The organism is Brucella haematophila (assembly GCF_005938105.1).
Lineage (GTDB): Bacteria > Pseudomonadota > Alphaproteobacteria > Rhizobiales > Rhizobiaceae > Brucella > Brucella haematophila.
Genome location: NZ_VCPE01000006.1, coordinates 94,301 through 118,985, shown reverse-complemented (window position 1 = coordinate 118,985; position 24,685 = coordinate 94,301). Strand labels below are relative to the sequence as shown.

The window sequence follows — 24,685 nt, the reverse complement described above, 5'->3', positions numbered from 1 at the left end:
TCTCTTTTGTCGTGATGAGAATGAAAAATATCCCGCACTTTTTCTGGAACGGCTCGAAGTTGCGCCATGTTACGGATCGGCCCCCCGGTTTCAACCCTGCCACGCCAAAATGCCGGATAAAATCAGTTGGATGAGCGATCCCGGTTGTCGAAAAGACAAGCGCACTCTATTTGAAAGGGAACAACGTTTCTTGCTCACGCCTTTTCGGGAAACGACGTTCTTTGCGGATGGATCGGCGCGTGAGCGAAAATGGTTCGAAGCCCCGGAATTGCGGGCCAAATGAAGGATGATCGATAGTGTGGAATGCAGTGCGGGCCGTTTTCTCCTTCCTAGGTCGTATGATTGCGGGTCTGGCCCGGCTGATAGCCATTCCGCTGGCCGCTTTGTGGCGGCTTTATCTTAAGTTCGGAATATTGTGGAAAGCCATAATTGGCGTCGTCGTGGTCGGTCTCGCCGCGCTCTATATCTATTTTATCTGGCAGACTCAGGTCTGGACCAATTTCGATCCGGACTATCCGGCAAAGTATAGCTATCAGACCGCCAAGACGCCCGGCGAGGAATTAAGTTCGCAGTCCGCACCCGCCGCGCCAGCACAAGCCCCGGAACCGGCACCATCCACCGGGACCGCGACCGGATCGGGCAATGACCAGCCGTCTTCCGAAACGCCGCAAACTGAACAGCCGGTTCAGGCGGCACAAATTCCGTCAACGGCGCGCAAGTGCTCGCGTTCGGCGATTGCCGAGGTTGCCGCAGACCTCACCGATTTCAATGTGAACCAGAATGCGTGGATTTCCTCCATGCTGCTCTACAAGGCCGGTTTCTTCGGTCTCGACTGGGATCGCACGCCGTTCCTCGACAACAAGGCCTCGTTCCAGCGTGGTATCAATGCCGCCGTGCGTCGTACGGCGATTGAACTGGTGGACAATATCGGCCGTCTGCGCGGCACATCGCAGATCGATGGCGATCTGCAAAAGGCGCGTGGCAATTTGCAGTTTGCCGAGGATTCCTGGTATTTCGGTCTGAGCCCGTTCGGTCCGAAGACCCCGACGCCAAGCTATTATCGTTCGGCAATCAAGGATCTGCGTTCGTTCAATACGCGCCTTGAAAACTGTCAGGCCACGTTTGATGCCCGCGCCGACAATCTGATCCAGTTTGTCGACCGTATCGCCAGCGATCTGGGTTCCACCTCGGCGATCCTCAAGGACCGCGCGGAAAACTATCATAATGGCTGGTTCGATACCCGTGCGGATGACCGCTTCTGGTTCGCCTATGGTCAGCTCTACGCCTATTACGGCCTGCTCCGCTCGGCGCATTCCGATTTCCGCGGCGTGCTGGCTGAAAAGCACCTCGACGGCGTGTGGGACGAGATGGAAAAGCAGATGCGCTCGGCGCTCGACATGCAGCCTTTCATCGTTTCCAACGGCAGCCCGGATGCGTGGTTTACACCGTCGCATCTGACCACGATGGGCTTCTATATCCTGCGCGTCCGTTCCAATCTGGTCGACGTGAAGCAGGTTCTGGAGCGCTGACGGGCAATGGAACTGCCTCCGATTTTGCGACAGGCGGTGGATGCCGCGCTTGAGGGCGTGGCATTGGCCGATCTCAAGCGCGCCTCCGATCTTCTGTCGCGCCGCTATCGCGCCGAGACGCGGGACGGTCGCCTGCATATTTCCGACGATCTGGCCGCGAAAGCCTATCTTGCGGCGCGGTTGCCTGCCACTTATGCGGCAGTCCGCGCAAGCCTCGACAGTGCTGCGGAAGTTTGCCCGGATTTCGCGCCGCAATCGATGCTGGATGTTGGCGCTGGGCCAGGTACAGCGCTTTGGGCAGCCCGTGGATGCTGGCCATCGCTTGAAAACGCCACGATGATCGAAGCAAGCCCGGCCATCCGCGCCGTGGGTAGCAGTCTGGCCACACAGAGCGGTCTGGCATCGCTCGACTGGCGCGCCGGTGATGTGGTGAAGGAAAAGCTCGATTTTCCGCAAGCCGATCTCGTCACCATTGCCTATGTGCTGGATGAACTGGCCCCTGATGACCGGCGCAAGCTGGTTGCGCAGCTTTGGGCGTCCGCGCGGCAGATGTTCGTGATTGTCGAGCCGGGCACGCCTGCGGGCTGGCAGCGCATTCTAGATGCACGCACGGCGCTGATCGGGCTGGGTGCAACGATTGCCGCGCCTTGCCCGCATCAGCTGGACTGCCCGCTGGTCGCACCGGACTGGTGCCATTTCTCGCGCCGCGTTGCCCGTTCGCGCATTCACCGCATGACCAAGGATGCGGAAGTGCCGTGGGAGGATGAGAAGTTTATCTATCTCGCCGCCGTGCGTGAACCGTCCGATGCCGTTGAAGCGCGGGTCGTTGCCCCGACGAGAGTTGGCGGCGGCAAAGTTTCGGTTAAACTCTGCAAGGATGACGGCAGCGCGGAAGAACGCCTGCTGACCAAGCGCGACGGGGACCTGTTCCGCTGGGCGCGCCGTGCCGACTGGGGCGATGCCTTGTTGAGAGATTGAGTTGGAACCAAAGCGATGAAGATCAGTCTGGTCCAGTTACGTCTGCTGCAAGCTGTCGCCGAAACCGGCAGCGTTGGTGCCGCGGCGCGCCAGCTGGGTCTGACGCAATCAGGAGCCAGTCAGGCGATTGCGACGCTGGAAAAGATACTGGGCCTTGATGTGCTGGCGCGCAAACGTGACGGCGCAACCCTGACCGCCTTTGGCCAGTCGATCCTCGATGATGCCAGGACCGCTCTTGCGGCGGTGGACCGGATAGAGCTGCAAGCGCGAAGCAGTGCTTCAGCGGGCCCCGAACGGCTCCGTATCGCGGCCATTCCAAGCCAGCTCGAATATGTTTTGCCCGGTTTGCGGAAAGTTTTTCAGCGGCTCTATCCGGGTATTGAACTCAGCGCGTTCGAGGGCGGACATGATGTCGTGAGCCAGTGGGTGCGGGACGGCATTGCCGATCTTGGCATAACCTCGCTGCCCGCGCCGGAGCTGGAAGCGTGCGACATCGGTCAGGAGGAGCTTGTTGTGGTGGGACGCAGCGACGATCCATTCATGCGGCACGACAGGGTCGCCGTCGAAACCCTGCGGGATCGCCAGCTGATTGCCGCCGCAGGTTGTGAGATGATCATCGACCGTATCATTCATGGCGATGGTAAAACCTGCAGCGAGCAGGTACGCACCCGTGATGTGGCCACCGTGCTGGAAATGGTGCGGCATGGTATTGGCACCACGCTTTTATCGGAGATCAGCCTGCCGGGTGCGGACCTGCACGGATTGCGGGCGCTTCGCCTCAATCCGCCGACCTTTCGCACTGTCTATATCGTTTTTCGGGCTGACAGCCGGGTCCGACATCTGGTCGAACGGTTCTGCGATGTGGCGCAGGATGCCAAAAGCAAAGCGGCATAAGAAACTCTAATATCTCATATCTCGCTTATCCGTGGTGTCCGTCACGGGGAAGAGTGCAATAGTCCGGCTCTTCTTCGATTATCCCGCAGCGAGCACACATGACCGCCATTGCCGACAACAATCCGACACTTTCGACATCCGATACCATACGCGGTCTGGCCTGGGGGCTTTCCGGGGTTCTGGTATGGTCCGGATCGTTCGTTCTGACGCGTTTCGGGTTCAAGACCGCGCTTACGCCTTTCGACATCATCGCTTTGCGTTTTGGTGTGGCGGGGCTGGTGCTGTTGCCGGTCGTTGTCCTGAAGGGCTTTGGCTTTCGGCAGCTTGGGCTGCCGGGCTTTGTGCTGCTGGTTTCCGGCGCAGGCGCACCCTATGCCCTGATGACCGCCTATGGTCTGCAATTTGCCCCGGCATCCCATGCGGCAGCGCTCATTCCGGGCATCATGACGGTGCTCGTGGCCATTCTGGGCGTGGTGCTTCTGGGAGAACGTCTTGCATTGTCGCGCTGGCTCGGGGTGGGTCTGATCCTGATCGGCAGCATGTTGATCGCCGGGCTGTCGCAACTGGGTGGGCAGGAAATGATCGGACACATCGCCTTCTTTGCAGCGGCGCTCATCTGGGCGATCTATGTCATGGTGTTTCGCAGCAAGGGGATGGACGGGCTGCATGCGACGGCGATTTCAGCGGTCGCCTCGGCCCTGTTCTATCTGCCGATCTATGCGCTTTTTCTGCCCAAGGGGGTTGGTGCAACATCCTGGGGCGACATCACCCTGCAAGGGTTTTATCAGGGCGTTCTCACATCGGCCTTCGGCGTCTTTGCCTTCAACCGTGCCGTAGTGCTGCTGGGGACGGCGGCAGGGGCTGCACTTTCGGCGCTGATCCCCGTCATTACGCTGGTTCTTGCCCTTGTCCTGCTTGGCGAAGTGCCGGGCTTGGCCGACACGCTCGCCGCCCTCCTGATCAGTGTCGGTGTGCTGGCACTGAACAGGAAGGGCAAGAAGCCGGTCGCGTCATGAAGCCTGCAGAACGACGCGCGGGGCAGGGCGGTTGATGATGAATACCATCGCCGCCGCAGCAAGACACATGGCGCCAGCCAGAACGAGCGCTGGCGTATAGCTGTCGTAGTCGGTGCGGACGAAGCCCGCAAAACCGGCGGCAGCAGCAGCGCCGATCTGGTGGCCGGTGAACACCCAGCCAAAGACCAGGCCGGCCTTTTCCGGGCCGAAACGTTCGGCTGCAAGCTTCACTGTCGGTGGTACGGTTGCGACCCAGTCCAGACCGTAGAAGACGGCGAACAGCGCCAGTTCATAAACCGAGAAGTCTGTGAAGGTCAGATAGATCAGCGACAGGCCGCGCAACGCATAGAACCAGAACAACAGCCAGCGATTGTCGAAGCGGTCGGACAGCCAGCCGGACATGATCGTGCCGATCAGGTCGAATGCGCCGATGACCGCGAGGATACCGGCTGCGCCGACCGGCGCGATGCCGTAGTCACCGCAAAGCGTGATCCAGTGGGTCTGGATGAGGCCGTTGGTCGAGAAACCGCAGACGAAGAAGGTCAGGAACAGCACCCAGAAAGTGGAGGTCGAAGACGCTTCACGCAGGGTCACCAGCGGCGAGGCAAGCATGGCGCCAAAGCTCTTCTTCGGTTCAGGTGCTGGCAGCGGAGCCGTGCGGCCATAGGGCTTCAGGCCGATATCTGCCGGGTGATCGCGCATCAAGGCGAGAACCAGCAACAGCGCAACGGTCAGGAATCCGATGACGATGGTGAGCGACGTGCGCCAGCCAATGGTCTGGCTGACACTGGCGAGGATCGGCATGAATACCAGCTGGCCGGTGGCATTGCTGGCGGTCATCATGCCGACCACAAGGCCACGGCGCTTTTCAAACCAGCGGGCGGCAACCGTTGCACCCAGCACGAGCGCGGTCATGCCGGTGCCGACACCGATCACGACGCCCCAGAGGCCCACCATCTGCCATTCCTCCGTCATGAAGATGGAGCCGAGCAGGCCGCTGGCGATCAGGATCAGCGCTGCGGTCACAACGCGGCGCAGGCCGAACTGGTTCATGAAGGCGGCCGCAAACGGTCCCATCAGGCCGAACAGAACCAGACGAAGCGCCATGGCAAACGAGATATCGGCGTTGGTCCAGCCGAATTCGCGCTGGAGCGGTTCGATCAATATGCCTGCCGAACCCATGGCAGCAGCCGTTGCCAGCATGGTCAGGAAGGTGATGGCGGCGACAACCCATCCGTAATGGATGTTTCTCTGTTCGAGAACGCGTGCGAGGCGGGCAGATATCATCTTGAGCGCTTTCGGTTAGGACCATTTTTACAAAAATGGCCACGGATAGGAAGGCGAGCTTCTTTGCGCGTAGCCGCAGAAGCGCGCTCCGTCATTGTTTCCAGTCAAGTCAGTTCAGTTTGGGGATCGCGTCCGGCTGGGCTTCAGAGTGCCTGAAGCAGCGCCTGCAACTGTTCGACCCCGTCATTTCCAAGTTTTTCTTCGATTTCTTCCTGGGCTTTATCCCAGAGCGGACCGCCACGGGCGAGAAGCTCCCGGCCTGTGTCGGTCAATCTGATATTGGTTTCGCGATGGTCTTCACCCTGGCCGGGTTCAACCAGTCCCATGCGCTGCAACACCTTGGCGTTGCGCCCCATCGTGGAGCGATCAAGCTCCGCCGTGCGCGCCAGTTCGGTGATAGACAGCGTTCCCGCGCGGTCAAGCCGGCGCAGCAGGCTGAACTGTGCGACATTGATGCCAAGCGGCGCCAATGCCTCGTCATAGATGGCCGAGGTTTTACGCGATGCCTGACGCAGAAGGATGCAGAAACAAGAATGTGCCATAATGCGGGTATATACCCGCAAATGAATTCTGGCAAGCATTCATTGCTGGAACAGGAAGGTTCCTGTCAGCGTGGCGATGGCCATGAGAGGCCTTTTATACCGCGATATGCGCGGTTTCCTTGACTTCTTCCATGACGGCATAGGTGTGCGATTCCCGCACGCCCGGCAGAGAAAGAAGCGCTTCCGACAGGAAACGGCGATAATGATCCATGTCGGAAACGCGGGCCTTGACGAGATAGTCGAAGCCGCCTGCCACCATATGGCATTCGAGAACGTCTGGATTGTTGCGCGTGAAAGTCGCGAAGGTCTCGAAGACTTCCGGCGTCGTGCGGTCGAGTTTGATCTCGATGAAAACCAGCATGGCGCGGTCGAGCATCTTGGGTGATAGCCGCGCCGAATAGCCCAGAATATAGCCTTCCCGGGTCAGGCGCTTGACGCGTTCCGCAGTCGCTGTCTGCGAGAGATTGATGCGATCGGCAAGCTCGGTATTGGTCAGGCGCCCGTTCTCCTGAAGGGCCTGTAGGATGTTCCTGTCCATGGCATCAAGGTTCTTCATGCGTGTGTCCCCAACTGGTCGCCTGTTTGCGGCGACTCTTTTCTTCATGCGTTCATTCTGAATTAAGTCACGGGAATGAATCTGAAATCCGCGCTGGGCGCAAGACGAAACTTGTTCAGAAGGCTGACAAATTTGCGGGGACTGGTGCCGCCTGTCCCAAATACGAACAGGCGGCCCCGAATCAATTACTAGTTGCCAAGGGCATACAACCCATGGTAGTGGTTGGCCATACTGAAAGTCTTATTACACGTATAAATTTAGTCATTTGGGGGGCGAGGAGCCTCGTTGTGATCAGGCAAGGCACCCCGCTTCCTTGTCTGTATGTCCTCATTAAGGACAGGGAAAAGTCCGGACCTTCTGTGGTGTCCGGACTTTTCTTTTTCCGTTCCGAAGAGTTAGCATAATTCTGACAGGTACAGGCCTGACAACAATGACAGGGTCGGCTCATCGGGGCCGGTATCGTGCCTTGCAGCGAAAAATGCGGAGCCGCAATTTTCCGGTTGCAAGGTGCTGGGCAGAGCGCTAACACTAGCGCCCATGAACATTTCGCACATTCGCATCAACGGTTGGTGGTGGGCTCGCTAAAAGCGGCCACGCAGGCGTTTGCGCATATGCGTTCAGGAGACAGGGCCGCTGGGATTATCCGGGCGGCCTTTTTGTTTGGCTGCCCGAATGGGACCGAAGCCCGGAATTATTCGAAAACGAAAGCAATTGGGATTAGCCGACCATGAATGCGAAGATAGCGGATAGCGAGATATTTCAGCACGAAACGGCTGGCGGCATTGTCGTCGAGCGCGTGCGCCATCTCACTGCGTATAAGGGCGCCATCGAAACCTATATCGATGTGCTCAATGAAAGACGCGGTGCGGTGTTCTCGTCCAACTACGAATATCCGGGCCGTTATACGCGATGGGATACGGCAATCGTCGATCCGCCGGTGGTGATCACCTCGCGCCAGCGCACGATGCGCATCGAAGCCCTGAACGCCCGTGGCGTCATCCTGCTGCGCCCCATTCTCGATACCGTGCAGGCCTTGGCCGAAGTGACGGTGGATACGTCCACGCAAGACTGCATCGAGCTGACCATTGCGGAGCCGACTGGCACGTTTACTGAAGAAGAGCGTTCGCGCATGCCTTCGGTGTTCACGGTGCTGCGCGCCATTGTCGGGCTGTTCTTCTCGGAAGAAGATGCCAATCTCGGCCTTTACGGTGCCTTCGGTTACGATCTGGCGTTCCAGTTTGACCCGATCCAGTACAAGCTCAAGCGCCCGGAAACCCAGCGCGATCTGGTGCTGTTCATTCCCGACGAGATCTTCGTCGCCGACCACTATGCAGCACGCGCCTGGGTCGATCGTTATGAATTCACCTGCGGCGGTTCCTCGACGCATGGTCTTGCACGGGCAACGCCTGCCGAGGCGTTCAAGCCTTCGGAACGTACATTGCCGCGTGGCGATCATAATCCGGGCGAATATGCCAAGCTGGTCGAGCGCGCCAAGGATAGCTTCAAGCGCGGCGATCTGTTCGAGGTCGTGCCGGGTCAGACCTTCTATGAGCGTTGCCACACCGCACCGTCGGAAATCTTCCGTCGCCTGAAGACGATCAACCCGTCGCCATATTCCTTCTTCATCAATCTGGGCGAGAACGAATATCTGGTTGGCGCATCGCCGGAAATGTTCGTGCGCGTCAATGGCCGCCGCATCGAAACCTGCCCGATCTCGGGCACGATCAAGCGCGGCGAGGATGCGATTTCGGATTCGGAGCAGATCCTGAAGCTGCTCAATTCCAAGAAGGACGAATCCGAACTGACCATGTGTTCGGATGTCGACCGCAACGACAAGAGCCGGGTCTGCGAGCCGGGTTCGGTGCGGGTGATCGGTCGCCGCCAGATCGAAATGTATTCGCGCCTGATCCATACGGTCGATCACATTGAAGGTCGCCTGCGCGACGGCATGGATGCTTTCGATGGTTTCCTCAGCCATGCATGGGCTGTGACGGTGACCGGCGCGCCGAAATTGTGGGCGATGCGTTTCCTTGAGGAAAACGAGCGCAGCCCGCGTGCATGGTATGGCGGCGCCATCGGCATGATGCATTTCAACGGCGACATGAATACAGGTCTCACCCTGCGCACTATCCGCATCAAGGATGGCGTGGCTGAAATCCGCGCCGGTGCAACGCTGCTGTTTGATTCCAACCCGGAAGAGGAAGAGGCGGAAACCGAGCTGAAGGCTTCGGCGATGATCGCGGCTGTGCGTGAGGCGCAGAAGAGCAATCATGTTGCTGAAGAACGTGTGGCCGCCAAGGTGGGCGAGGGTATCTCGGTCCTGCTCGTGGATCACGAAGATTCCTTCGTGCATACGCTGGCCAATTATTTCCGCCAGACGGGTGCAACGGTTTCGACGGTGCGCTCGCCGGTTGCCGACGATATTTTCGACCGCGTCAATCCTGATCTCGTGGTGCTTTCGCCGGGGCCAGGTTCGCCGCAGGATTTCGACTGCAAGGCAACCATCGACAAGGCGCGCAAGCGCGAACTGCCGATCTTCGGCGTCTGTCTCGGCCTTCAGGCTCTGGCAGAAGCCTATGGCGGCACGTTGCGCCAGTTGCGCATTCCGATGCACGGCAAGCCGTCGCGCATTCGCGTGTCGAAGCCGGAACGCATTTTCTCCGGTCTGCCGAAGGAAGTGACCGTTGGACGCTACCATTCGATCTTTGCCGATCCGGAACGTCTGCCGGATGATTTCCTCGTCACGGCGGAAACCGAAGACGGTGTGATCATGGCTTTCGAACATAAGAAGGAGCCGGTGGCGGCTGTTCAGTTCCACCCAGAATCGATCATGACGCTCGGTCATAATGCCGGTATGCGGATGATCGAGAATGTGGTGACGCATCTGGCGGGCAAACACAAAAAAGCGCGCCGCAGCAACTACTGAAAAGGCGCTTCATCGCGTTAATATCCAGCCGGTCGCAGTCACCCTGCGGCCGGTTTTGTTTTGGGATTTCGGCTGCACGTTTTCACTGCTTGCTCTGGCAACGCATTTGCAACTGTAATGCCTTGCATTTGCAGGAAAAATTAAATGCGATAACTGAAAAAACAGGGGTACGAACTTCGATTGTTCTGGGGTATAGAGCGGTTTCAAAAATGCAGTTGCATAGGACTGACCGGCTCTGAAATCTTATTTCAGGCCAAAGCCGGTGCGCATGAGCCCAATATGCATGAGCCTGAATTGATCAAGGTCCGGTTTTTGGGCCTGTCTCGGGCAGTAATTAGATAAATCAAAGGTTCGTCATGGACGCGAGTGCAAGAGTTCGGCGGCTGGCCGCATGGTCGATTCCCATTGCCTTTGGGGTGATGGGGCTGAAATACGTGGCTTATATGCTCACCGGCTCCGTAGCGCTCTATTCCGATGCGCTCGAATCCATCGTCAATGTCATCGCGGCAGTGGGCGCCTGGTGGGCGATCAGCGTGAGCTATAAGCCCGCCGATGAAAATCACCCGTTCGGTCATCACAAGGCGGAATATATCTCGGCCGTTGTCGAAGGCGTGCTGATTACTGTCGCGGCGCTGCTGATCTTCCGCGAGGCTTGGTTTGCCTTGCAGACCCCGCGCCAGCTTGAAGAACCATGGCTTGGCCTCGGCATCAATACGGTGGCCGCTGTCATCAATGGCGTCTGGGCTACGCTCCTGATCCGTACCGGGCGCGCGGCACGGTCTCCGGCGCTGGAAGCCGACGGCAAGCACATCATGACCGACGTATTTACGTCGCTGGGCGTGCTGGTCGGTCTGGTGGGTGCTGTCGTTACTGGCTGGGCAATCCTCGATCCGCTGCTCGCTATTGTCGTGGCGCTGAATATTCTGTGGCAGGGCTGGCACGTGATCAACTCGTCGGTGCAGGGCTTGATGGATATCGGCGTCGAGCCTGCCGAGGAAATGCGCATTCGCGATGTCATTTCGTCCAATGCAGCAGGCGCCATTGAGGTGCACGACCTGAAAACCCGCATTGCCGGGCGCGTCACCTTCATCGAGTTTCATCTGGTTGTGGCAGCCGAAATGAGCGTCGGCGATGCGCATGTGATCTGCGACCGCATTGAAGATGCGCTGAAAGAACAGATCGGCAGCGCCCGCGTCGTCATCCATGTTGAACCGGAAGACGAGGCGAAATTGCCTTTGGGTACAAGTGCTGTGCCATTTGCCTGATTGAAATACCGTGCTGACCGAAGCAACTGGCGTAAATGCATCTTGCATCGGTCAAATCGCGCGTGTAAAAGCTTGGCCATGATGACGAAGAACGCAACATCTCTGGGACATTCGGCTGCCGCCACTGGCGCGCGCGTCGATGTTTGCGTTCTCAACTCGCTTCTTACCCTCGGCCTTAGCGGCGATCGCCGGGCTCGTTGAAGGAGCGTCCGGCGGTCGAAAACGGTCCCGCTGGCCTGTGCTCCTTTTCAGAAAACCCTTATAATCGATCATGAATATCCGTGCTTGACGGGCTTTAATGCCGTCCAGAAGCCGGGAGGAAACGAGAAATGAACCAGTCCGTTATTACGCCGCAATCCGTCGCCGACGCCGACCGTAAAGGCATGCGGGATGCAGCCACCAAATATTCGCCATTCCCGGCTCCCAAGCTCGATGACCGCACCTGGCCATCCAAGCGCATCGAAAAGGCACCGATATGGTGCTCGGTCGATCTGCGCGACGGCAATCAGGCTTTGATCGACCCGATGGGTCACGACCGCAAGGAGCGCATGTTCCGCTTGCTGGTCGATATGGGTTTCCCGGAAATCGAAATTGGTTTCCCGTCGGCCTCGCAGACGGATTTCGACTTCTGTCGCTGGGCGATTGAACAGGGCAATGTGCCGGACGAGCTGGATTTGCAGGTGCTGGTGCAGTGCCGTCCTGAACTGATCACCCGTACGTTCGAAGCTTTGGAAGGCGCAAAGACGCCGATCATCCACTTCTACAATTCCACCAGTGAATTGCAGCGCCGCGTGGTTTTCGCCAAGGATGTTGGCGGGATCAAGCAGATCGCGACCGATGCGGCCAAGATGATCATGGATATGGCAGCCAAAGCAGGTGGCGGCTATCGCTTCCAGTATTCGCCGGAAAGCTTTACCGGCACCGAGCTGGATGTGGCGCTGGAAATCTGCAATGCGGTCATCGAGATCGTGAAGCCGACGGCGGACAACAAGCTGATCGTCAATCTGCCGTCTACGGTGGAAATGAACACGCCGAATGTCTATGCCGACCAGATCGAATGGATGTGCCGCAATCTCGACAATCGCGAAAACCTGATCATTTCGTTGCACCCGCATAATGACCGCGGTACGGGCATCGCTGCGACGGAACTGGGCCTGATGGCCGGTGCCGATCGTGTAGAAGGCACCTTGTTTGGCAATGGCGAACGCACCGGCAATGTGGACGTGGTGACGCTGGCGCTGAACATGTACACGCAGGGCATCGATCCCGAGCTGGATTGCACGGACATCAATCGCATGAAGGATGTCTATGAATATTCGAACCAGCTGAAGATCGCAGAGCGTCACCCCTATGTCGGCGAGCTGGTCTATACCGCTTTCTCCGGCTCGCATCAGGATGCGATCAACAAGGGGATGAAGGCGCGCAAGTCGGCCAATTCGCCGGTTTGGGAAGTGCCTTATCTGCCGATTGACCCGCAGGACGTTGGCCGCTCCTACGAAGCGATCATCCGCATCAATTCGCAGTCGGGCAAGGGCGGCATCGCCTATATCCTGCAGGCCGATTACGGCTTGAACCTGCCGCGCAATCTGCAGGTCGAGTTCCGCGAAATCATCCAGCAGATCACCGACGACGAAGGCAAGGAATTGCCGTCCAAGCGCATTCACGAAGAGTTCCAGAAGCTCTATGTGACGCAGCCGAATGCCCGCATCAAGTTCGTGGATCACCACACCATCCCGGATCCAGAACAGAAGGGTCGCCGCATTCTCACCGCCGAAATCACCGATAACGGTGTGACCAAGAATATCGAAGGCAAGGGTACCGGTCCGATTGACGGCTTTGTTGACGCGCTGTCCAAATATCTCGGCGTGAAGATGTCGGTCGTGGATTATTCCGAACATTCGCTCCAGCAGGGTTCGGATGCATCGGCTATTTCCTATGTTGAAATGGCGCATCCGGGCGGCAAGCTGTTCGGTGCCGGCATCAACGACAATATCGTCAGCGCATCGCTGGAAGCCATCGTATCGGCGGCCAACCGGGTGATCGGTCAGTAATTGCGCAGACTATTGAACAAAAAAGGCGGCACGCTGTGCCGCCTTTTTCATTTGTACAGTTCCTGCTCGGATATCTTGAAAATGCGCTCGCTTGCATCTTCGATGCCGTGCTGTTCCCACAGGCAATGCCAGCCGCCATCCGGCTTACGGTCGATGTTGAAGAGATTGTAGCGGGCAGGCGGCTTGTGGCCGCCATAGTTCTGGCTGGCCGACGGGACGCAGATCACCGGCACGTTGCCGTTCGGTCCATCGATTTCATATTTCGTCGCCAGATGCGTGTGGCCGTGAATGACCAGCTCCGCGCCATGCTTGCGGATGACCTTTTGAAAACGGCGGATGCCATAAAGCCGCTTGTGCGTCGGCGTTGCACCGTGGATCGGCGGATGATGGATCATCACCACCCGGAAAAGCCCACGTGCACCTGCCTCATCAAGTGTGGCGGCGAGTCGTTTGGCTTGCGCGGAGCGGAAGTCGCCGCTTGCCATGAAAGGTGCCGTGGCGCGGGCTGACGAAACGCCGATCATCGCAACATCATCGCGCACACGCATATACGGAAACTGCGGGCGCTTGCCCTTGTTGTCGATGCCATCGCCTCGCATCCACGGTTCCCATTTGCGGCAGGACCGGTCGAGCGCGCCCGGAACATAGGCATCGTGATTGCCGGGCACGACCGAGACGTCATCCGGGTTACCCAGTTTCGACAGCCAGTCGGCGGCGATATCTATTTCCAGATTGAGAGCCAGATTGACCAGATCGCCAGTGACGGCAATGTGATTGGGCGCTTGCGCCAGCATATCGGCTACAAGTTTATCGAGTACCGTCCCATGCATTGCACCCTTGCGGTTGCGCAGCCAGTTGATATAACCGGTGATACGCTTCGAGGCCAATTCGCGATATCTCACACGCGGCAGTGGCGAAAGGTGGATATCGGAGATGTGAGCGAGGCGAAACATAAGGCCCGTTTACTGGATAATTTCTAAAATAGAAACCGTGTTTAGCGACTTTTTGTTGATGCGATTGCTGCATTGATAACTGCATATAATGTTTGCTGGAGAGTCGGAATGCGCTTTCGTCATTTTATATTTCATTCATATTTTCTTTTGCGGCGCCCCATGACACTTGGGGTAAGGGCAATTGTGTATGATGAAAAGATTAACTCTGTTTTTTTAGTAAGACATACTTACGTGCCGGGATGGCAGTTACCGGGCGGCGGTGTAGATAGTGGGGAGACTTTTCAGCAGGCGCTAGAAAAAGAACTGCGGGAAGAGGGTAATATTGTCCTGAAAGGCCGTCCCCAACTTCTTGCGCTTTACAAGAATGCCCATGCTTCGCCACGGGATCATGTCGCGCTCTACGTATGCCGTTCTTTTGAACAACTTGCGCCGAAGATGCCGGATAGAGAAATTGCCGAGAGCGGTTTCTTTCCGCTCGACGATCTTCCGGAAGGGACCACAGCTTCAACCAAGCGGCGTTTGCAGGAAGCCCTGTATGATCTGGAGCCGCTGCCGATGTGGTAATACCACTTGTGCCCGGCGGTTTTGTTTAACGCCGGCTGGAGATACTCTGTAATACTTTGGTATAAAGGGCGCAGGATGCGCCCTTTAAAATAGTCTCAAATTAGAAACGGTAGGTGATACCGGTGCCGATCAGCCACGGATTGAGCTTGGCTTTGCCGCTCAGTTCCTGTCCGCCGACTGTGACGTCGAACTTTGGTTCGAGGAACAGCTTCTTCACGTCGAAGTTCAGGCCCCAATGTTCGTCGATCATGTAGTCGACACCGAACTGGAGCGCGCCGCCAAACGTGTTCTTGACCTTCAGATAGTCGGCGCTGCCTGCATCCTGATTGTAGAAGATGGTGTAATTGACGCCTGCACCAACATAAGGCTTGAACGCGCCGAAATTGGTGAAGTGATATTGCAGGGTCAGGGTGGGCGGCAGAATCCAGGTCTTGCCGACCTTGCCCAGACTGCTGATGGAGCCTGCGCCGTTGATATTGGCATAGGTCGTGCCGAGAATGAGTTCGGCAGCGATATTGTCGGTGAAGTAATAGGTAATATCGAGTTCCGGTGTGATCGACTTCGAATAGTCGAGGTCGGAACCGGGAACACCATTCACATGGCCCTTGTTTTCCGCAATCACCCCAAGGGCGCGCACGCGGATCTGCCACGGTGAAAGCGCTTCTGGCACCGCCTGAATTTCAGAGGCTGGCTGGGCGACCACGGTGTCGGCAGCAAAGGCGGCCGGGGCGGCAAATGTCAGCGCGGTTGCTGCGAGCAGCCCTTTCGCAAAACGGTTCATCAAATCTCTCCTTAGTCACAGTGCAGTCTTGGGTGTCGTCCTGGGGGATACATCCAATCTGAACTGCGTTGCCTCGCGCCCCATTGATCGAGATCAAAGGGGCGCGAGAGAATGAGAGAGTGCTGATATTAGAAGCCGCACTGTTGCAGGAAAAGCGCAGTCGGGAGGGTTAGCTCTTTGGAAAACGATCCCTGTCATGCGGGGCGGCGAAGTCGATTTCCGGCCCCATGGGTACAACGCCGGTTGGGTTGATCGTCTTGTGGCTGCGGTAATAATGGCCCTTGATATGTTCCATATTCACCGTCGAGGCCACGCCCGGCACTTGATAAAGCTCACGCGTATAGTTCCACAGGTTCGTATAATCGGCGATCCGGCGCAGATTGCATTTGAAATGGCCAACATAGACCGGGTCGAAGCGCAACAGCGTCGTGAACAGACGCCAATCCGCTTCCGTCAGGCGGTCGCCGGTCAGATAACTCTGGCGGGACAGGCGCTCCTCCAATGTGTCGAGCGCGGCGAACAACTGCTTGAACGCTTCTTCATAAGCATCCTGCTCTGTGGCAAAGCCAGCGCGATAAACGCCATTGTTGATATTGGGATAGATGAAATCGTTGAGCGCATCGATCTCAGCCGCCAGCGCTTCCGGATAAAAGTCGAGTGACGCATCGCCGAATTCATTGAAGGCCGTGTTGAGCATGCGGATGATTTCTGACGATTCGTTGGAAACGATCGTCTGGCGCTGCTTGTCCCACAGGACCGGCACGGTGACGCGACCGGAATAGTTAGGATCGGCGCGCGTATAGATTTCATAAAGGCGCTTGGAGCCGTACAAATCATCACCGGTGCTACCGGTGGTGCCGTAAAAGGTCCAGCCTTCTTCCACCATCAGAAAATCGACGACGGAAACCGAGATGACATCTTCCAGCTTCTTCAGCGCGCGGAAAATCAGCGTGCGATGCGCCCATGGGCATGCATAGGAAACATAGAGATGATAGCGACCCGGCTCGGCCTTGAAACCGCCTTCGCCAGTCGGACCGGCACTGCCGTCCGCGGTTACCCAGTTACGGAATTGCGATTTCGAGCGTTCAAAGCGGCCTTTTGTGCTCTTGGTGTCGTACCAGACATCCTGCCACTTGCCATCGACCAGAAGTCCCATGTGATTTCTCCTTTTGGCAGCTAAGCATTTCCAGCAAAAGTGCGAAGCGGTTTTGCGTGGGATAATGCGTTGAACAAATAGATCGAAACGGCGGCATTTACAGCATCTCAACTCGTAAACAGTGCGTCACGTTGCCAAAAAGAGAAGTTGAAACTGCCATTTTGAAAAAAATGGTTTTACCTCTGCTCAATTTGGTGTAATGGGAGTTCCAATTTGCGATCATCCAATGTTCGATCGCCCGGGAGACACGTAATGGAAATGCTTTTCATCCGACGATGAAACTTGGACCGCACTGCCAGCGCGGAATGCATTCCATTGACCTGACGGTCCCTGAAGTCTCCAATTGTGATCTTAAGCCCATGCAGCAGCTTGAACTGACCTACGCGCAGGAATGCCCGGCGCACGACATTGAAATCGAAGCCATCAATGCCGAGGCTTTCGGACCGGGACGCTTTACCCGTGCCGCCCATTTCATCCGTGAAGGCGGCCCGCATGATCTGAGCCTTTCCTTCGTTGCCCTTATGGGTGGCATAGTGGTGGGTTCCGTGCGGCTGACGTCGGTTGTGATCGGCAAGACGCCAGCACTGTTGCTGGGGCCGCTTGCCGTGCGGCCTGAATGGAAGAAGCGGGGCATTGGCGGCACACTGATGCGCCAGTCGCTGGAAGCGGCGACGAAGGCGGGACACAAGCTGGTCATTCTGGTGGGTGACGAACCTTATTATGGTCCGTTCGGCTTCAAGATGGTGCCGCACGGCTCCATGGTTATGCCAGCGCCGGTCGATCCGCGCCGGATGCTCGCCTGCGAACTGACAGCCGGTGCCGCAAGTGGCGTCAGCGGCATTGTGCGTCACGCCAACCGGGCCTGATTTTCAGTTTAATCTTTGATTTGTGGGAACGTTTGCTTTTCCCCTCATCCTGAGGAGCCGTCGAAGACGGCGCATCATCCTGAGATTTTTGAAGGATCGAAGGAGAGGGGAAACCAGCGCGTGCCTCGTCCTTCGACACGGTGCTTCGCACCTGCTCAGGATGAGGGGTGAGGTGCGCGAGGGCGGATTACCGCCCTTCGCGATACCACATGCCGCCGAAGACCAGGAGCAGGGCAGCGAGCGCCAGGAAGCCGGAGAACAACGGCAGACGGTTCACGCTTTTGAGCTGCGTATCGGTGGTTTCACGCAGGCCGATCCAGTCATTGCCGCTGGCTGTGCGATTGGCGGCAACTGCTGTGATCGACGGAACCCGCACGGCGCTGTCGGCACTTGCACGCACGCGATGGACTGAACCGCCGGTCGCTTCGGCAATAGGTTTCAGGCGATCTACGGTTGAAATGCTGTCGCCAAACTCCGGTGCATCGACGGGCCCGACATGGGCCAATGTTTCCAGATCGCCGTTCCTGATCCGGAAGACGCCAATCTCGTCGGTTTGCAGCGAACCGTCGAACAGGCCCGGCTTGCTCTGTGCGAGATTGACCTGCAACGTCTTGCCAGCAGGCGTTGTGACGGTCGCGGTGCCCGGATTATCGCCCATCGTTTGACGGTGAATGCTCAAAGTGCGGCCATTGCCTGCAGCGGTGAGCGCTTCTTCTTCCAGTTCCGGTTCCTGCATCAGCCAGTGAGCGATGCGCCGATAGAGCGCTGCATAGGGGCCGCCGCCTTCAAAGCCGCGTGCCCATAGCCAGCCCTGATCGGACAGGAACATGCCGACGCGGCCTTTCCCGACGCGATTGAGCACCAGAAGCGGCTTGTTGTCGGCACCGCTCATCACCGTTTCGCCCTGCGGCGCGGTAATATCGATGGTACGGAACCAGCGACTCCAACGGGGCGGCTCCTGTTCGCTGCCGTCGAGGCCACGTGTGACCGGATGGCGTTTGCCGAGATCGGTCAGGCGCGGATAGAACGCCTTTTCGGTCACCGTTCCGGTCGGCATGGCGGGCAGGGCGTTATAGAGCGGCGTGCGGGCAATCGACATTTCGCCTGCATATTCCGGCCCGGCTGCGACCAGCAGCGCGCCGCCATTTTCCACATATTGCGCGATGTAATCGTAATAGAGCAGCGGCAGCACGTCGCGATGCTGGTAGCGATCCAGAATAATGAGATCGAACTCGTTGACCTTGTCCACGAACAGTTCACGCGTCGGGAAGGCGATCAGCGACAATTCATTGATCGGCGTGCCATCCTGCTTTTCCGGCGGGCGCAAAATGGTGAAGTGGACGAGATCCACGGCAGCGTCGGATTTCAGCAGATTGCGCCAGGTGCGTTCGCCATTATGCGGCTCGCCCGAGACGAGCAGCACGCGCAGATTTTCGCGAATACCGTCGACGGTTGCAACTGCACGGTTGTTGGCGTCAGTCACTTCACCCGGAATTGCGGGCGTGGCAATTTCAACGATATTCACACCGGCGCGCGGCAAGGTGATGGTGACAGATGTTTCCTGTCCCACCTGCGCCTGTTCCTGCGAAACCGCCTCGCCATTGACGCGGATTTCCACCGGCGCAGGGCTGCCGAGGCTTTTGCCTTCATCGATGACCGTGAACGACATTTCCAGCGGCTTGCCGCTGATGCCGTAGCGCGGGGCCTTGTTGAAGCGGATACGGCGGTCGAATTCGTCCGGCTTGCCTGTCACCAGCCCATGCAATGGCGCGTCGAAGCCCAGCGCATTCTTGTTGGCGGGCGTATCATGCACCTGTCCGTCGGTGATCATGATCGCGCCCGCAACACGGGTTGGCGGCACGTCGAGCAGCGCCCGCGCCAGCGGCCCGAAAAGCCGCGTCGCATAGCCATCCTCGTTTTCGTCCGGCTTGCCGGTTTCCACCACGCGCGTTTCAAATTGCGGCATGGTGGCAAGCTGATCCTGCACAGCTTTCAATGCGGCGTCAGTGTCGGCGCGGCGGTTTCCGAGTTCCTGGCTCTGGCTGCGGTCCACCACGACGGCGACGACGCTTTTCAGCGGCTCGCGCTCTTCATTGATCACGACCGGGTTGAAGAGAGCCAAGGCAAGAGCTGCGGCGGCCAGAAGACGGATCAACCCGCCGCGCATGCGCAAGGCGACAGTTGCCAGAACCAGCAATGCCAGCGGCACGAGAATGCCGATGAGCCACGGCGTCGAGAGGAACGGTTCGAATTCGATATTCATGCCCGCCTCCTAACGCCGTAAGTTCCTATCTTTACGGACTGCAACGCTTCCCCGTCATCCTGAGGTGCGGAGCGAAGCCAAGCCTCGAAGGACGAGGGCAGATGCGCCGTGCGTTTTTTCCCCACCCTTCGATCCTTCGACAAGCTCAGGATGATGCGCCGTCTTTGACGGCTCCTCAGGATGAGGGAAAAAGGGAAACGGGACTGGGCGATGACATGGTTGCAAAACATCATGCTCTAATTCCCCAGCCGTTCGAGCAGGGCCGGAACATGGACCTGATCGGACTTGTAATTGCCGGTGAGCATGTACATCACGATATTGACGCCGCCACGAATGGCATAGATGCGCTGCATCGGGTCGTTCGGCACGGTGGGGAGAAGGGGATTGCCCTGATCATCCACGGCCCATGCGCCTGCCAGATCATTGGCGGTGATCATGATCGGCGTCACACCGTCGCCGGTTCTAACCGGGCGGTCACGCGGCGAGGCATTGGGTGCTGTCGCTTCCACCCAGAGCGGGCTTCCCTCATAGCGCCCCGGGAAATCCGGCATGATGAAGAAGGACTTCGTCAGGACGTGATCGTCGGGCACCGGTTCAAGCGGCGGCACATTCATGTCGTCGAGAATGGCGCGCAGGCGCTGATTGGCTGGCGAGACCGATGGATCAAGGCTCGCGCCCGACTGCAACTGGTCGCGCGTGTCGAACAGCACTGTGCCGCCCTGCTGCATATAGGCGTCCACCTTGGCAATGGCTTCAGGGCTTGGCATCGGCGCATTCGGGTCTATCGGCCAATAGATCAGCGGATAGAAGGCCAGCTCATCCTTGGACGGGTCAACGCCGATCGGGTCGCCCGGTTCCAGCGCCGTCTTGTCGGTCAGCGCAAAGGTCAGCCCTTTCAGACCGGCCTTGCTGATATTGTCGGTCTCGGCACTGCCGGTGATGATATAGGCAAGATGGGTCTGCGAAACCGAGCCAATGATCGCTTCATCGCCGGGCTTGCTGTCGTCATAAATTTTAGGCGGCTGCGGCGATGGTGCTTGCGCAAAGGCGCGGTCAGCACTGACTGATAGGGGGGCGAACAGTGCGCCGCCTGCGAGAAGAACGGCGATGGCAGCCGTTTTGGCGCGTACCTTCATGCGGCGGCGGAACGCGCCGCGTAGCCAGAGCATCAGCAGGGAATCGAGCGCCAGAAGCATGGCGGCAGCGGCAAAGAACGGCCCAGCCAGCGATATTGATTGATCTGCCGTATAGGAGACGGGCGTGACGCCGACTGAGAGGGTCGGCTGGCGGATCGGCTCCAGCTTGGTGTTGCTGTCGGCGAAAATGTTGAGTGCTTTCAAACCGTCCTCATTGCCGTAGAAACCGGGCGGCGTGTTGATGCTGACACTGGCCGCTCTGTTGCGCTCGACGATCAGCGGCTTGGCCTCCGAGGTCGGCGGCGTCAGCGCGCCGGCGGCTGAAAGCAGCTGGAACGGCGGCAGCGAAACGGCATCCTGATTGTCCTGCGCGCCGGTGCGCTGCGACAGCGACACGATGCGCCGCAGCATTTCCACGAAGGAGCCGGAAATCGGCAGACTCGACCATGTGGCGTCTGGTGAAATATGGAACAGCACGATATTGCCGCGACCACGCTGCTGACCCGTGACCAATGGAGTGCCGTCCTGAAGGATGGCATAGGCCTTGTCGTTGAGATCGAAAGACGGTTCGGCCAGCACCTGACGGTTGACGTTGACATCGTCCGGGATCGGCAGTCCGGCAAAAGGACCCTTTTCCGGGAATGCGCGCAGCTTTTGCGGTTCAGACCAGGACAAGGTGCCGCCAAGCGCACGCTCGCCCTTGCGCAACCTTACCGGAAGCAGCGGATCATTGTCGCTCGCGCCCGCCAGACGCGGACCGGCAAAGCGGACCAGCGTGCCGCCTTCTTCCACCCATGCGGAAATCCGCTCTGCGACAGGTGGCGGCAAGTTGCCGATATCGGCCATGATGAGAATGGACGGCTTGGCGTCCAGCAGTTCCGGGACCGACTGAAGCAGATCCGCGGAACGCGGTTCGATCAGATTGGCGTAAGGCGTCAGGGCGCGCTTGATGTAATGCAGCGGTGACAGAAGCGGCTGCGCCAGATCGCCGTCGCCGCTGGCAATCAGGCCAATGGTGCGCCGCTCGGACCCGGCATCGATCAGATGCGTTGCACCCGCCTGTTCTACACCGTCGATGCGGATCAGGCGGAAATCGTTGCGCAGCTCGACCGGCAGATTGAAACGCGCCGTGCCTTCGGGGCTACCCAGTGCAAAGGACAGTGGCGCTTCGGCGATGCGGCGTCCCTTGTCGTCATAGGCTGCCGCCGTCAGGCTGCGCGGCATGGTCACGCCTTCCGGGCGGATCGCGGTGGCTTCGAGGCTGTCGGCCTTGTTATCCACCCCGATCAGCGCAAGGGTGCGGTCAAGATTGGCACCATACCAGAGAACATTTGCCAGATGGCCGGTCTTGTCCAATGCGGCAAAGGTCTCTTCGTCGGCGGGGGACGCCAGCCCGTCATTCATGAAGGCAAGGCGAATTTTGACACCATCCGACAAGGCGGAAGCCAGTCGCTCCATCGTCGCCTTGCGGTCGACAGGGATCGGGCGCGGCTGCATGGCTTGTAGCCGTTCCGTTGCGCGGGTGCCGTCATAGGGGCCGATTTCCGCATTGGCGGGTTCGGCGGTGCCAAGTATGTAAATCTGCGCGTTGGACCCTTCGGCGTCATCGATCAGCTTTTCGGCGGCGTTGACGCGTTGCTGCCAGTCTTCGGCAGCGGCCCAGCCATTATCCACCACAATGGCCAGTGGCTCCTGACCGGTCAGCGCGACAGGACGCGGGTTCCAGATCGGCGCTGCCAGCGCCATGATCACGAGTGCGGCGATTAGCAGACGCAGAAGCGTCATCCACCACGGGCTTTTCGAGGGCACTTCTTCGCGTTTGAAAACCTGCGCCAGAATGCGCAGCGGCGGAAAGGTTTCTTCCTGCGGGCGCGGCGGCGTCATGCGCAGCAGCCACCAGATCACCGGCAGGGCGACCAGACCGGCGAGGATCAGCGGCGAACCAAAGGCAAGCGGCAGAAAATTCATGCGCTGGCCCCCGTTGCGCCCAATGCCCCGGTTGCACTTAGTGCATTATGCAGGCGCGCCAGCGCTTCCGCCGCCGGGCGGTCGGTGCGATGCACGGAATAGCTCCAGCCGAGCCGCTTGCAGAAGTCCGACAGGGTTTCGCGCCGGGCCGTGTAAAGACGGCGATAATCCTCGGCATAGGTTTCGGCGCGACCGGCAACCAGCGTTGCGCCCGTCTCGGGATCGCGAAATTCGGTGCGGCCGGAATAAGGGAAGGTTTCTTCTGCGGGATCGGCAACTTCGACCAGATGCGCACGCACACCACGCTGCGCAAGCCGGTCGAGAAGTTCTGTCAGCTCATCGAACGGGTGCAGAAAATCGGAGACAAGCACGACTTCCGAAAAACGGCGGATCTGGGTGATATCCGGCAATGCGCTTTCAGGCGCGTCATGCATGAGGGCACCTGCAAGACGCTCCGCGCCATTGCGGGCGGCAAAGGGCGGGATCAGTGCCGGAAAGGCGATGCGCTCGCCGGAGCGCGACAGGATTTCCGCCAGCGCCAGCGTCAGCACCAGCGCGCGGGCTTCCTTGGAAACAGGCGACATTTGCGAGCGGTAGAGCATGGAGGGCGAGAAATCGCACCACAGCCACACGGTATGGGCCGATTCCCATTCGCGGTCGCGAACATAGGTATGATCGTCGCGGGCAGAACGCCGCCAGTCGATGCGCGAAAGCTGCTCGCCCTGCACATAGGGGCGGAACTGCCAGAAATTCTCGCCGGGGCCGCGCTTGCGCCGTCCGTGCCAGCCATTCATGACAGTATTGACGACACGCTGGGCTTCAACCAGCAGATCAGGGATCGCCGCTGCCCGCGCACGTGCGCGAGCCAGCGTATCCTTGCGATCTGCGGTGGAAACTTGCGTGCCGATGACCATCAGACAGCAGCCTTTACCAGATTGGCGATGACATCGCGGATGTGCATGCCATCGGCGCGGGCGGCGAAATTGAGCGCCATGCGATGTTGCAGCACCGGTTCGGCCAGCGCCTTCACATCGTCCACCGAAGGGGCGAGGCGGCCATCATAAAGCGCACGGGCGCGGGCGCAGAGCATCAGCGCCTGACTGGCGCGGGGACCGGGGCCCCAGGCGATATGCTGCCTGGCATGATCATTGTCGGCATCGGGGCGCGCGGAGCGTACCAGCTTCAGGATCGCTTCGACGACGCTTTCCGAAACCGGCATACGGCGCACCAGTGTCTGCATCTGCTTCAGACGTTCAGCATCGAGAATCTCATAAGGCTTCGCCTCGGCGACGCCTGTGGTTTCGAGAAGAATACGGCGCTCGGCGTCGAGTTCCGGATAGAGAATATCGATCTGCATCAGGAAACGGTCGAGCTGGGCTTCCGGCAGTGGATAGGTGCCTTCCTGTTCCAGCGGGTTCTGCGTTGCGAGAACGTGGAATGGCGCGGGCAAATCGTAACGCTGGCCAGCGACTGTGACATGATATTCCTGCATGGCCTGCAACAGTGCGGACTGGGTGCGCGGGCTGGCGCGGTTGATTTCGTCGGCCATCAGAAGCTGTGCGAAAATCGGCCCCTTGAGATAGCGGAACGAGCGGCGACCGTCGGCGTCCTGCTCCATGACTTCGGAGCCGATGATGTCGGAAGGCATCAGATCAGGCGTGAACTGGATGCGCTGGCCGGAGAGGCCGAGCACCACGCCCAGCGTTTCCACCAACTTGGTCTTGGCAAGGCCGGGCACGCCGACCAGCAGCGCATGGCCGCCTGCCAGAATGGCGACGAGCGTGCGCTCGATCACACTTTCTTGTCCGAAAATGACTGTGCCGACGCCCTCCTTGATGCGGGCAATATCTGCGAGCGCCCGTTCGGCTTCCGCAACAATCTGCTCGGAGTTGGCGGTTTCAGGCGTGATGACGACGCTCATGGTACCTCGCAATATGTGACCGCTCTGGCGGAC

General features: G+C 58.8%; 19 protein-coding genes. 9 read left to right on the top strand and 10 right to left on the bottom strand.

What is annotated here, in order from left to right; all coding sequences use genetic code 11:
* Positions 1 to 338 precede the first annotated feature (338 nt).
* The 4 genes from FGI60_RS11465 to FGI60_RS11450 all read left to right on the top strand — a co-directional run bounded on the left by FGI60_RS11465 (position 339) and on the right by FGI60_RS11450 (position 4,417).
* Positions 339 to 1,529: a DUF2333 family protein gene (locus FGI60_RS11465; RefSeq protein ID WP_138785450.1), complete on the top strand. Its 1,191-nt coding sequence runs from the start codon at positions 339 to 341 to the stop codon at positions 1,527 to 1,529.
* A 6-nt stretch (positions 1,530 to 1,535) separates the two neighbouring features.
* Positions 1,536 to 2,507: a small ribosomal subunit Rsm22 family protein gene (locus FGI60_RS11460; RefSeq protein ID WP_138785286.1), complete on the top strand. Its 972-nt coding sequence runs from the start codon at positions 1,536 to 1,538 to the stop codon at positions 2,505 to 2,507.
* A 15-nt stretch (positions 2,508 to 2,522) separates the two neighbouring features.
* Positions 2,523 to 3,401, top strand: a complete 879-nt coding sequence (locus tag FGI60_RS11455; protein WP_138785285.1) for a LysR family transcriptional regulator — start codon at positions 2,523 to 2,525, stop codon at positions 3,399 to 3,401.
* 98 nt (positions 3,402 to 3,499) lie between these two features.
* The gene (locus FGI60_RS11450; protein ID WP_138785284.1) at positions 3,500 to 4,417 is read left to right on the top strand and encodes a DMT family transporter; all 918 of its coding nucleotides are present in this window, start codon (positions 3,500 to 3,502) and stop codon (positions 4,415 to 4,417) included.
* Here the strand turns inward: FGI60_RS11450 and FGI60_RS11445 are convergent.
* From FGI60_RS11445 to FGI60_RS11435, 3 genes are all read right to left on the bottom strand, one after another.
* The gene (locus FGI60_RS11445; protein WP_138785283.1) at positions 4,412 to 5,704 is read right to left on the bottom strand and encodes an MFS transporter; all 1,293 of its coding nucleotides are present in this window, start codon (positions 5,702 to 5,704) and stop codon (positions 4,412 to 4,414) included. The two genes, FGI60_RS11450 and FGI60_RS11445, sit on opposite strands and share 6 nt — an antisense overlap.
* A gap of 143 nt (positions 5,705 to 5,847) precedes the next feature.
* The gene (locus FGI60_RS11440) at positions 5,848 to 6,246 is read right to left on the bottom strand and encodes a MarR family winged helix-turn-helix transcriptional regulator (RefSeq protein WP_138785282.1); all 399 of its coding nucleotides are present in this window, start codon (positions 6,244 to 6,246) and stop codon (positions 5,848 to 5,850) included.
* A gap of 94 nt (positions 6,247 to 6,340) precedes the next feature.
* Positions 6,341 to 6,802 (bottom strand): Lrp/AsnC ligand binding domain-containing protein, encoded by a 462-nt coding sequence (locus FGI60_RS11435; protein ID WP_078338776.1) that lies wholly within the window; start codon positions 6,800 to 6,802, stop codon positions 6,341 to 6,343.
* Positions 6,803 to 7,529: 727 nt separating this feature from the next.
* Between FGI60_RS11435 and FGI60_RS11430 the strand changes: the two genes are divergently transcribed.
* From FGI60_RS11430 to leuA, 3 genes are all read left to right on the top strand, one after another.
* Positions 7,530 to 9,728, top strand: a complete 2,199-nt coding sequence (locus FGI60_RS11430; RefSeq protein ID WP_138785281.1) for an anthranilate synthase component I — start codon at positions 7,530 to 7,532, stop codon at positions 9,726 to 9,728.
* Between the two features lie 356 nt (positions 9,729 to 10,084).
* Positions 10,085 to 10,993, top strand: coding sequence for a cation diffusion facilitator family transporter (locus FGI60_RS11425; RefSeq protein WP_138785280.1), 909 nt, complete (start codon positions 10,085 to 10,087; stop codon positions 10,991 to 10,993).
* Between the two features lie 329 nt (positions 10,994 to 11,322).
* Positions 11,323 to 13,044 (top strand): 2-isopropylmalate synthase, encoded by a 1,722-nt coding sequence (gene leuA / locus FGI60_RS11420; protein WP_138785279.1) that lies wholly within the window; start codon positions 11,323 to 11,325, stop codon positions 13,042 to 13,044.
* A gap of 47 nt (positions 13,045 to 13,091) precedes the next feature.
* Here the strand turns inward: leuA and FGI60_RS11415 are convergent, their stop codons facing one another.
* Positions 13,092 to 13,997, bottom strand: coding sequence for a metallophosphoesterase family protein (locus tag FGI60_RS11415; RefSeq protein ID WP_138785278.1), 906 nt, complete (start codon positions 13,995 to 13,997; stop codon positions 13,092 to 13,094).
* A 108-nt stretch (positions 13,998 to 14,105) separates the two neighbouring features.
* Here FGI60_RS11415 and FGI60_RS11410 point away from each other — a divergent pair, with 108 nt between their 5' ends.
* Positions 14,106 to 14,561 carry an NUDIX domain-containing protein gene (locus FGI60_RS11410; protein WP_138785277.1) on the top strand — a complete coding sequence of 152 codons (456 nt, stop codon included), beginning with the start codon at positions 14,106 to 14,108 and terminating at the stop codon, positions 14,559 to 14,561.
* Between the two features lie 100 nt (positions 14,562 to 14,661).
* On the opposite strand, the gene FGI60_RS11405 is transcribed toward FGI60_RS11410, so the two are convergent.
* Complete coding sequence (locus FGI60_RS11405; protein ID WP_138785276.1) at positions 14,662 to 15,342, bottom strand: OmpW/AlkL family protein; 681 nt, start codon at positions 15,340 to 15,342, stop codon at positions 14,662 to 14,664.
* Positions 15,343 to 15,511: 169 nt separating this feature from the next.
* On the bottom strand, positions 15,512 to 16,498 hold the full coding sequence (locus FGI60_RS11400; RefSeq protein WP_138785275.1) for a glutathione S-transferase family protein: 987 nt from the start codon (positions 16,496 to 16,498) through the stop codon (positions 15,512 to 15,514).
* A gap of 359 nt (positions 16,499 to 16,857) precedes the next feature.
* On the opposite strand from FGI60_RS11400, the gene FGI60_RS11395 reads away from it, so the two are divergent.
* Complete coding sequence (locus FGI60_RS11395; RefSeq protein ID WP_138785274.1) at positions 16,858 to 17,364, top strand: GNAT family N-acetyltransferase; 507 nt, start codon at positions 16,858 to 16,860, stop codon at positions 17,362 to 17,364.
* Between the two features lie 187 nt (positions 17,365 to 17,551).
* Here the strand turns inward: FGI60_RS11395 and FGI60_RS11390 are convergent, their stop codons facing one another.
* The 4 genes from FGI60_RS11390 to FGI60_RS11375 all read right to left on the bottom strand — a co-directional run bounded on the left by FGI60_RS11390 (position 17,552) and on the right by FGI60_RS11375 (position 24,652).
* A complete protein-coding gene (locus FGI60_RS11390) occupies positions 17,552 to 19,627 on the bottom strand; it encodes a hypothetical protein (protein WP_138785273.1) in 2,076 nt (691 codons plus the stop codon).
* Between the two features lie 236 nt (positions 19,628 to 19,863).
* On the bottom strand, positions 19,864 to 22,731 hold the full coding sequence (locus FGI60_RS11385; protein WP_138785272.1) for a DUF4159 domain-containing protein: 2,868 nt from the start codon (positions 22,729 to 22,731) through the stop codon (positions 19,864 to 19,866).
* Positions 22,728 to 23,645 (bottom strand): DUF58 domain-containing protein, encoded by a 918-nt coding sequence (locus FGI60_RS11380; protein ID WP_138785271.1) that lies wholly within the window; start codon positions 23,643 to 23,645, stop codon positions 22,728 to 22,730. The genes FGI60_RS11385 and FGI60_RS11380 overlap by 4 nt, the downstream gene beginning before the upstream one ends.
* On the bottom strand, positions 23,645 to 24,652 hold the full coding sequence (locus tag FGI60_RS11375) for an AAA family ATPase (RefSeq protein WP_138785270.1): 1,008 nt from the start codon (positions 24,650 to 24,652) through the stop codon (positions 23,645 to 23,647). The genes FGI60_RS11380 and FGI60_RS11375 overlap by 1 nt, the downstream gene beginning before the upstream one ends.
* Positions 24,653 to 24,685 lie beyond the last annotated feature (33 nt).

Excerpts from the sequence above, each read along its gene's own strand:
- FGI60_RS11450 (WP_138785284.1), top strand. The coding sequence starts at position 3,500 with ATGACCGCCATTGCCGACAACAATCCGACACTTTCGACATCCGATACC.
- FGI60_RS11465 (WP_138785450.1), top strand. The coding sequence starts at position 339 with ATGATTGCGGGTCTGGCCCGGCTGATAGCCATTCCGCTGGCCGCTTTG.
- leuA (WP_138785279.1), top strand. The coding sequence starts at position 11,323 with ATGAACCAGTCCGTTATTACGCCGCAATCCGTCGCCGACGCCGACCGT.
- FGI60_RS11415 (WP_138785278.1), bottom strand. The coding sequence starts at position 13,997 with ATGTTTCGCCTCGCTCACATCTCCGATATCCACCTTTCGCCACTGCCG.
- FGI60_RS11425 (WP_138785280.1), top strand. The coding sequence starts at position 10,085 with ATGGACGCGAGTGCAAGAGTTCGGCGGCTGGCCGCATGGTCGATTCCC.
- FGI60_RS11435 (WP_078338776.1), bottom strand. The coding sequence starts at position 6,802 with ATGAAGAACCTTGATGCCATGGACAGGAACATCCTACAGGCCCTTCAG.
- FGI60_RS11445 (WP_138785283.1), bottom strand. The coding sequence starts at position 5,704 with ATGATATCTGCCCGCCTCGCACGCGTTCTCGAACAGAGAAACATCCAT.
- FGI60_RS11390 (WP_138785273.1), bottom strand. The coding sequence starts at position 19,627 with ATGAATATCGAATTCGAACCGTTCCTCTCGACGCCGTGGCTCATCGGC.
- FGI60_RS11385 (WP_138785272.1), bottom strand. The coding sequence starts at position 22,731 with ATGAATTTTCTGCCGCTTGCCTTTGGTTCGCCGCTGATCCTCGCCGGT.
- FGI60_RS11430 (WP_138785281.1), top strand. The coding sequence starts at position 7,530 with ATGAATGCGAAGATAGCGGATAGCGAGATATTTCAGCACGAAACGGCT.
- FGI60_RS11380 (WP_138785271.1), bottom strand. The coding sequence starts at position 23,645 with ATGGTCATCGGCACGCAAGTTTCCACCGCAGATCGCAAGGATACGCTG.
- FGI60_RS11460 (WP_138785286.1), top strand. The coding sequence starts at position 1,536 with ATGGAACTGCCTCCGATTTTGCGACAGGCGGTGGATGCCGCGCTTGAG.
- FGI60_RS11455 (WP_138785285.1), top strand. The coding sequence starts at position 2,523 with ATGAAGATCAGTCTGGTCCAGTTACGTCTGCTGCAAGCTGTCGCCGAA.
- FGI60_RS11400 (WP_138785275.1), bottom strand. The coding sequence starts at position 16,498 with ATGGGACTTCTGGTCGATGGCAAGTGGCAGGATGTCTGGTACGACACC.
- FGI60_RS11410 (WP_138785277.1), top strand. The coding sequence starts at position 14,106 with ATGCGCTTTCGTCATTTTATATTTCATTCATATTTTCTTTTGCGGCGC.
- FGI60_RS11440 (WP_138785282.1), bottom strand. The coding sequence starts at position 6,246 with ATGGCACATTCTTGTTTCTGCATCCTTCTGCGTCAGGCATCGCGTAAA.
- FGI60_RS11375 (WP_138785270.1), bottom strand. The coding sequence starts at position 24,652 with ATGAGCGTCGTCATCACGCCTGAAACCGCCAACTCCGAGCAGATTGTT.
- FGI60_RS11405 (WP_138785276.1), bottom strand. The coding sequence starts at position 15,342 with ATGAACCGTTTTGCGAAAGGGCTGCTCGCAGCAACCGCGCTGACATTT.
- FGI60_RS11395 (WP_138785274.1), top strand. The coding sequence starts at position 16,858 with ATGCAGCAGCTTGAACTGACCTACGCGCAGGAATGCCCGGCGCACGAC.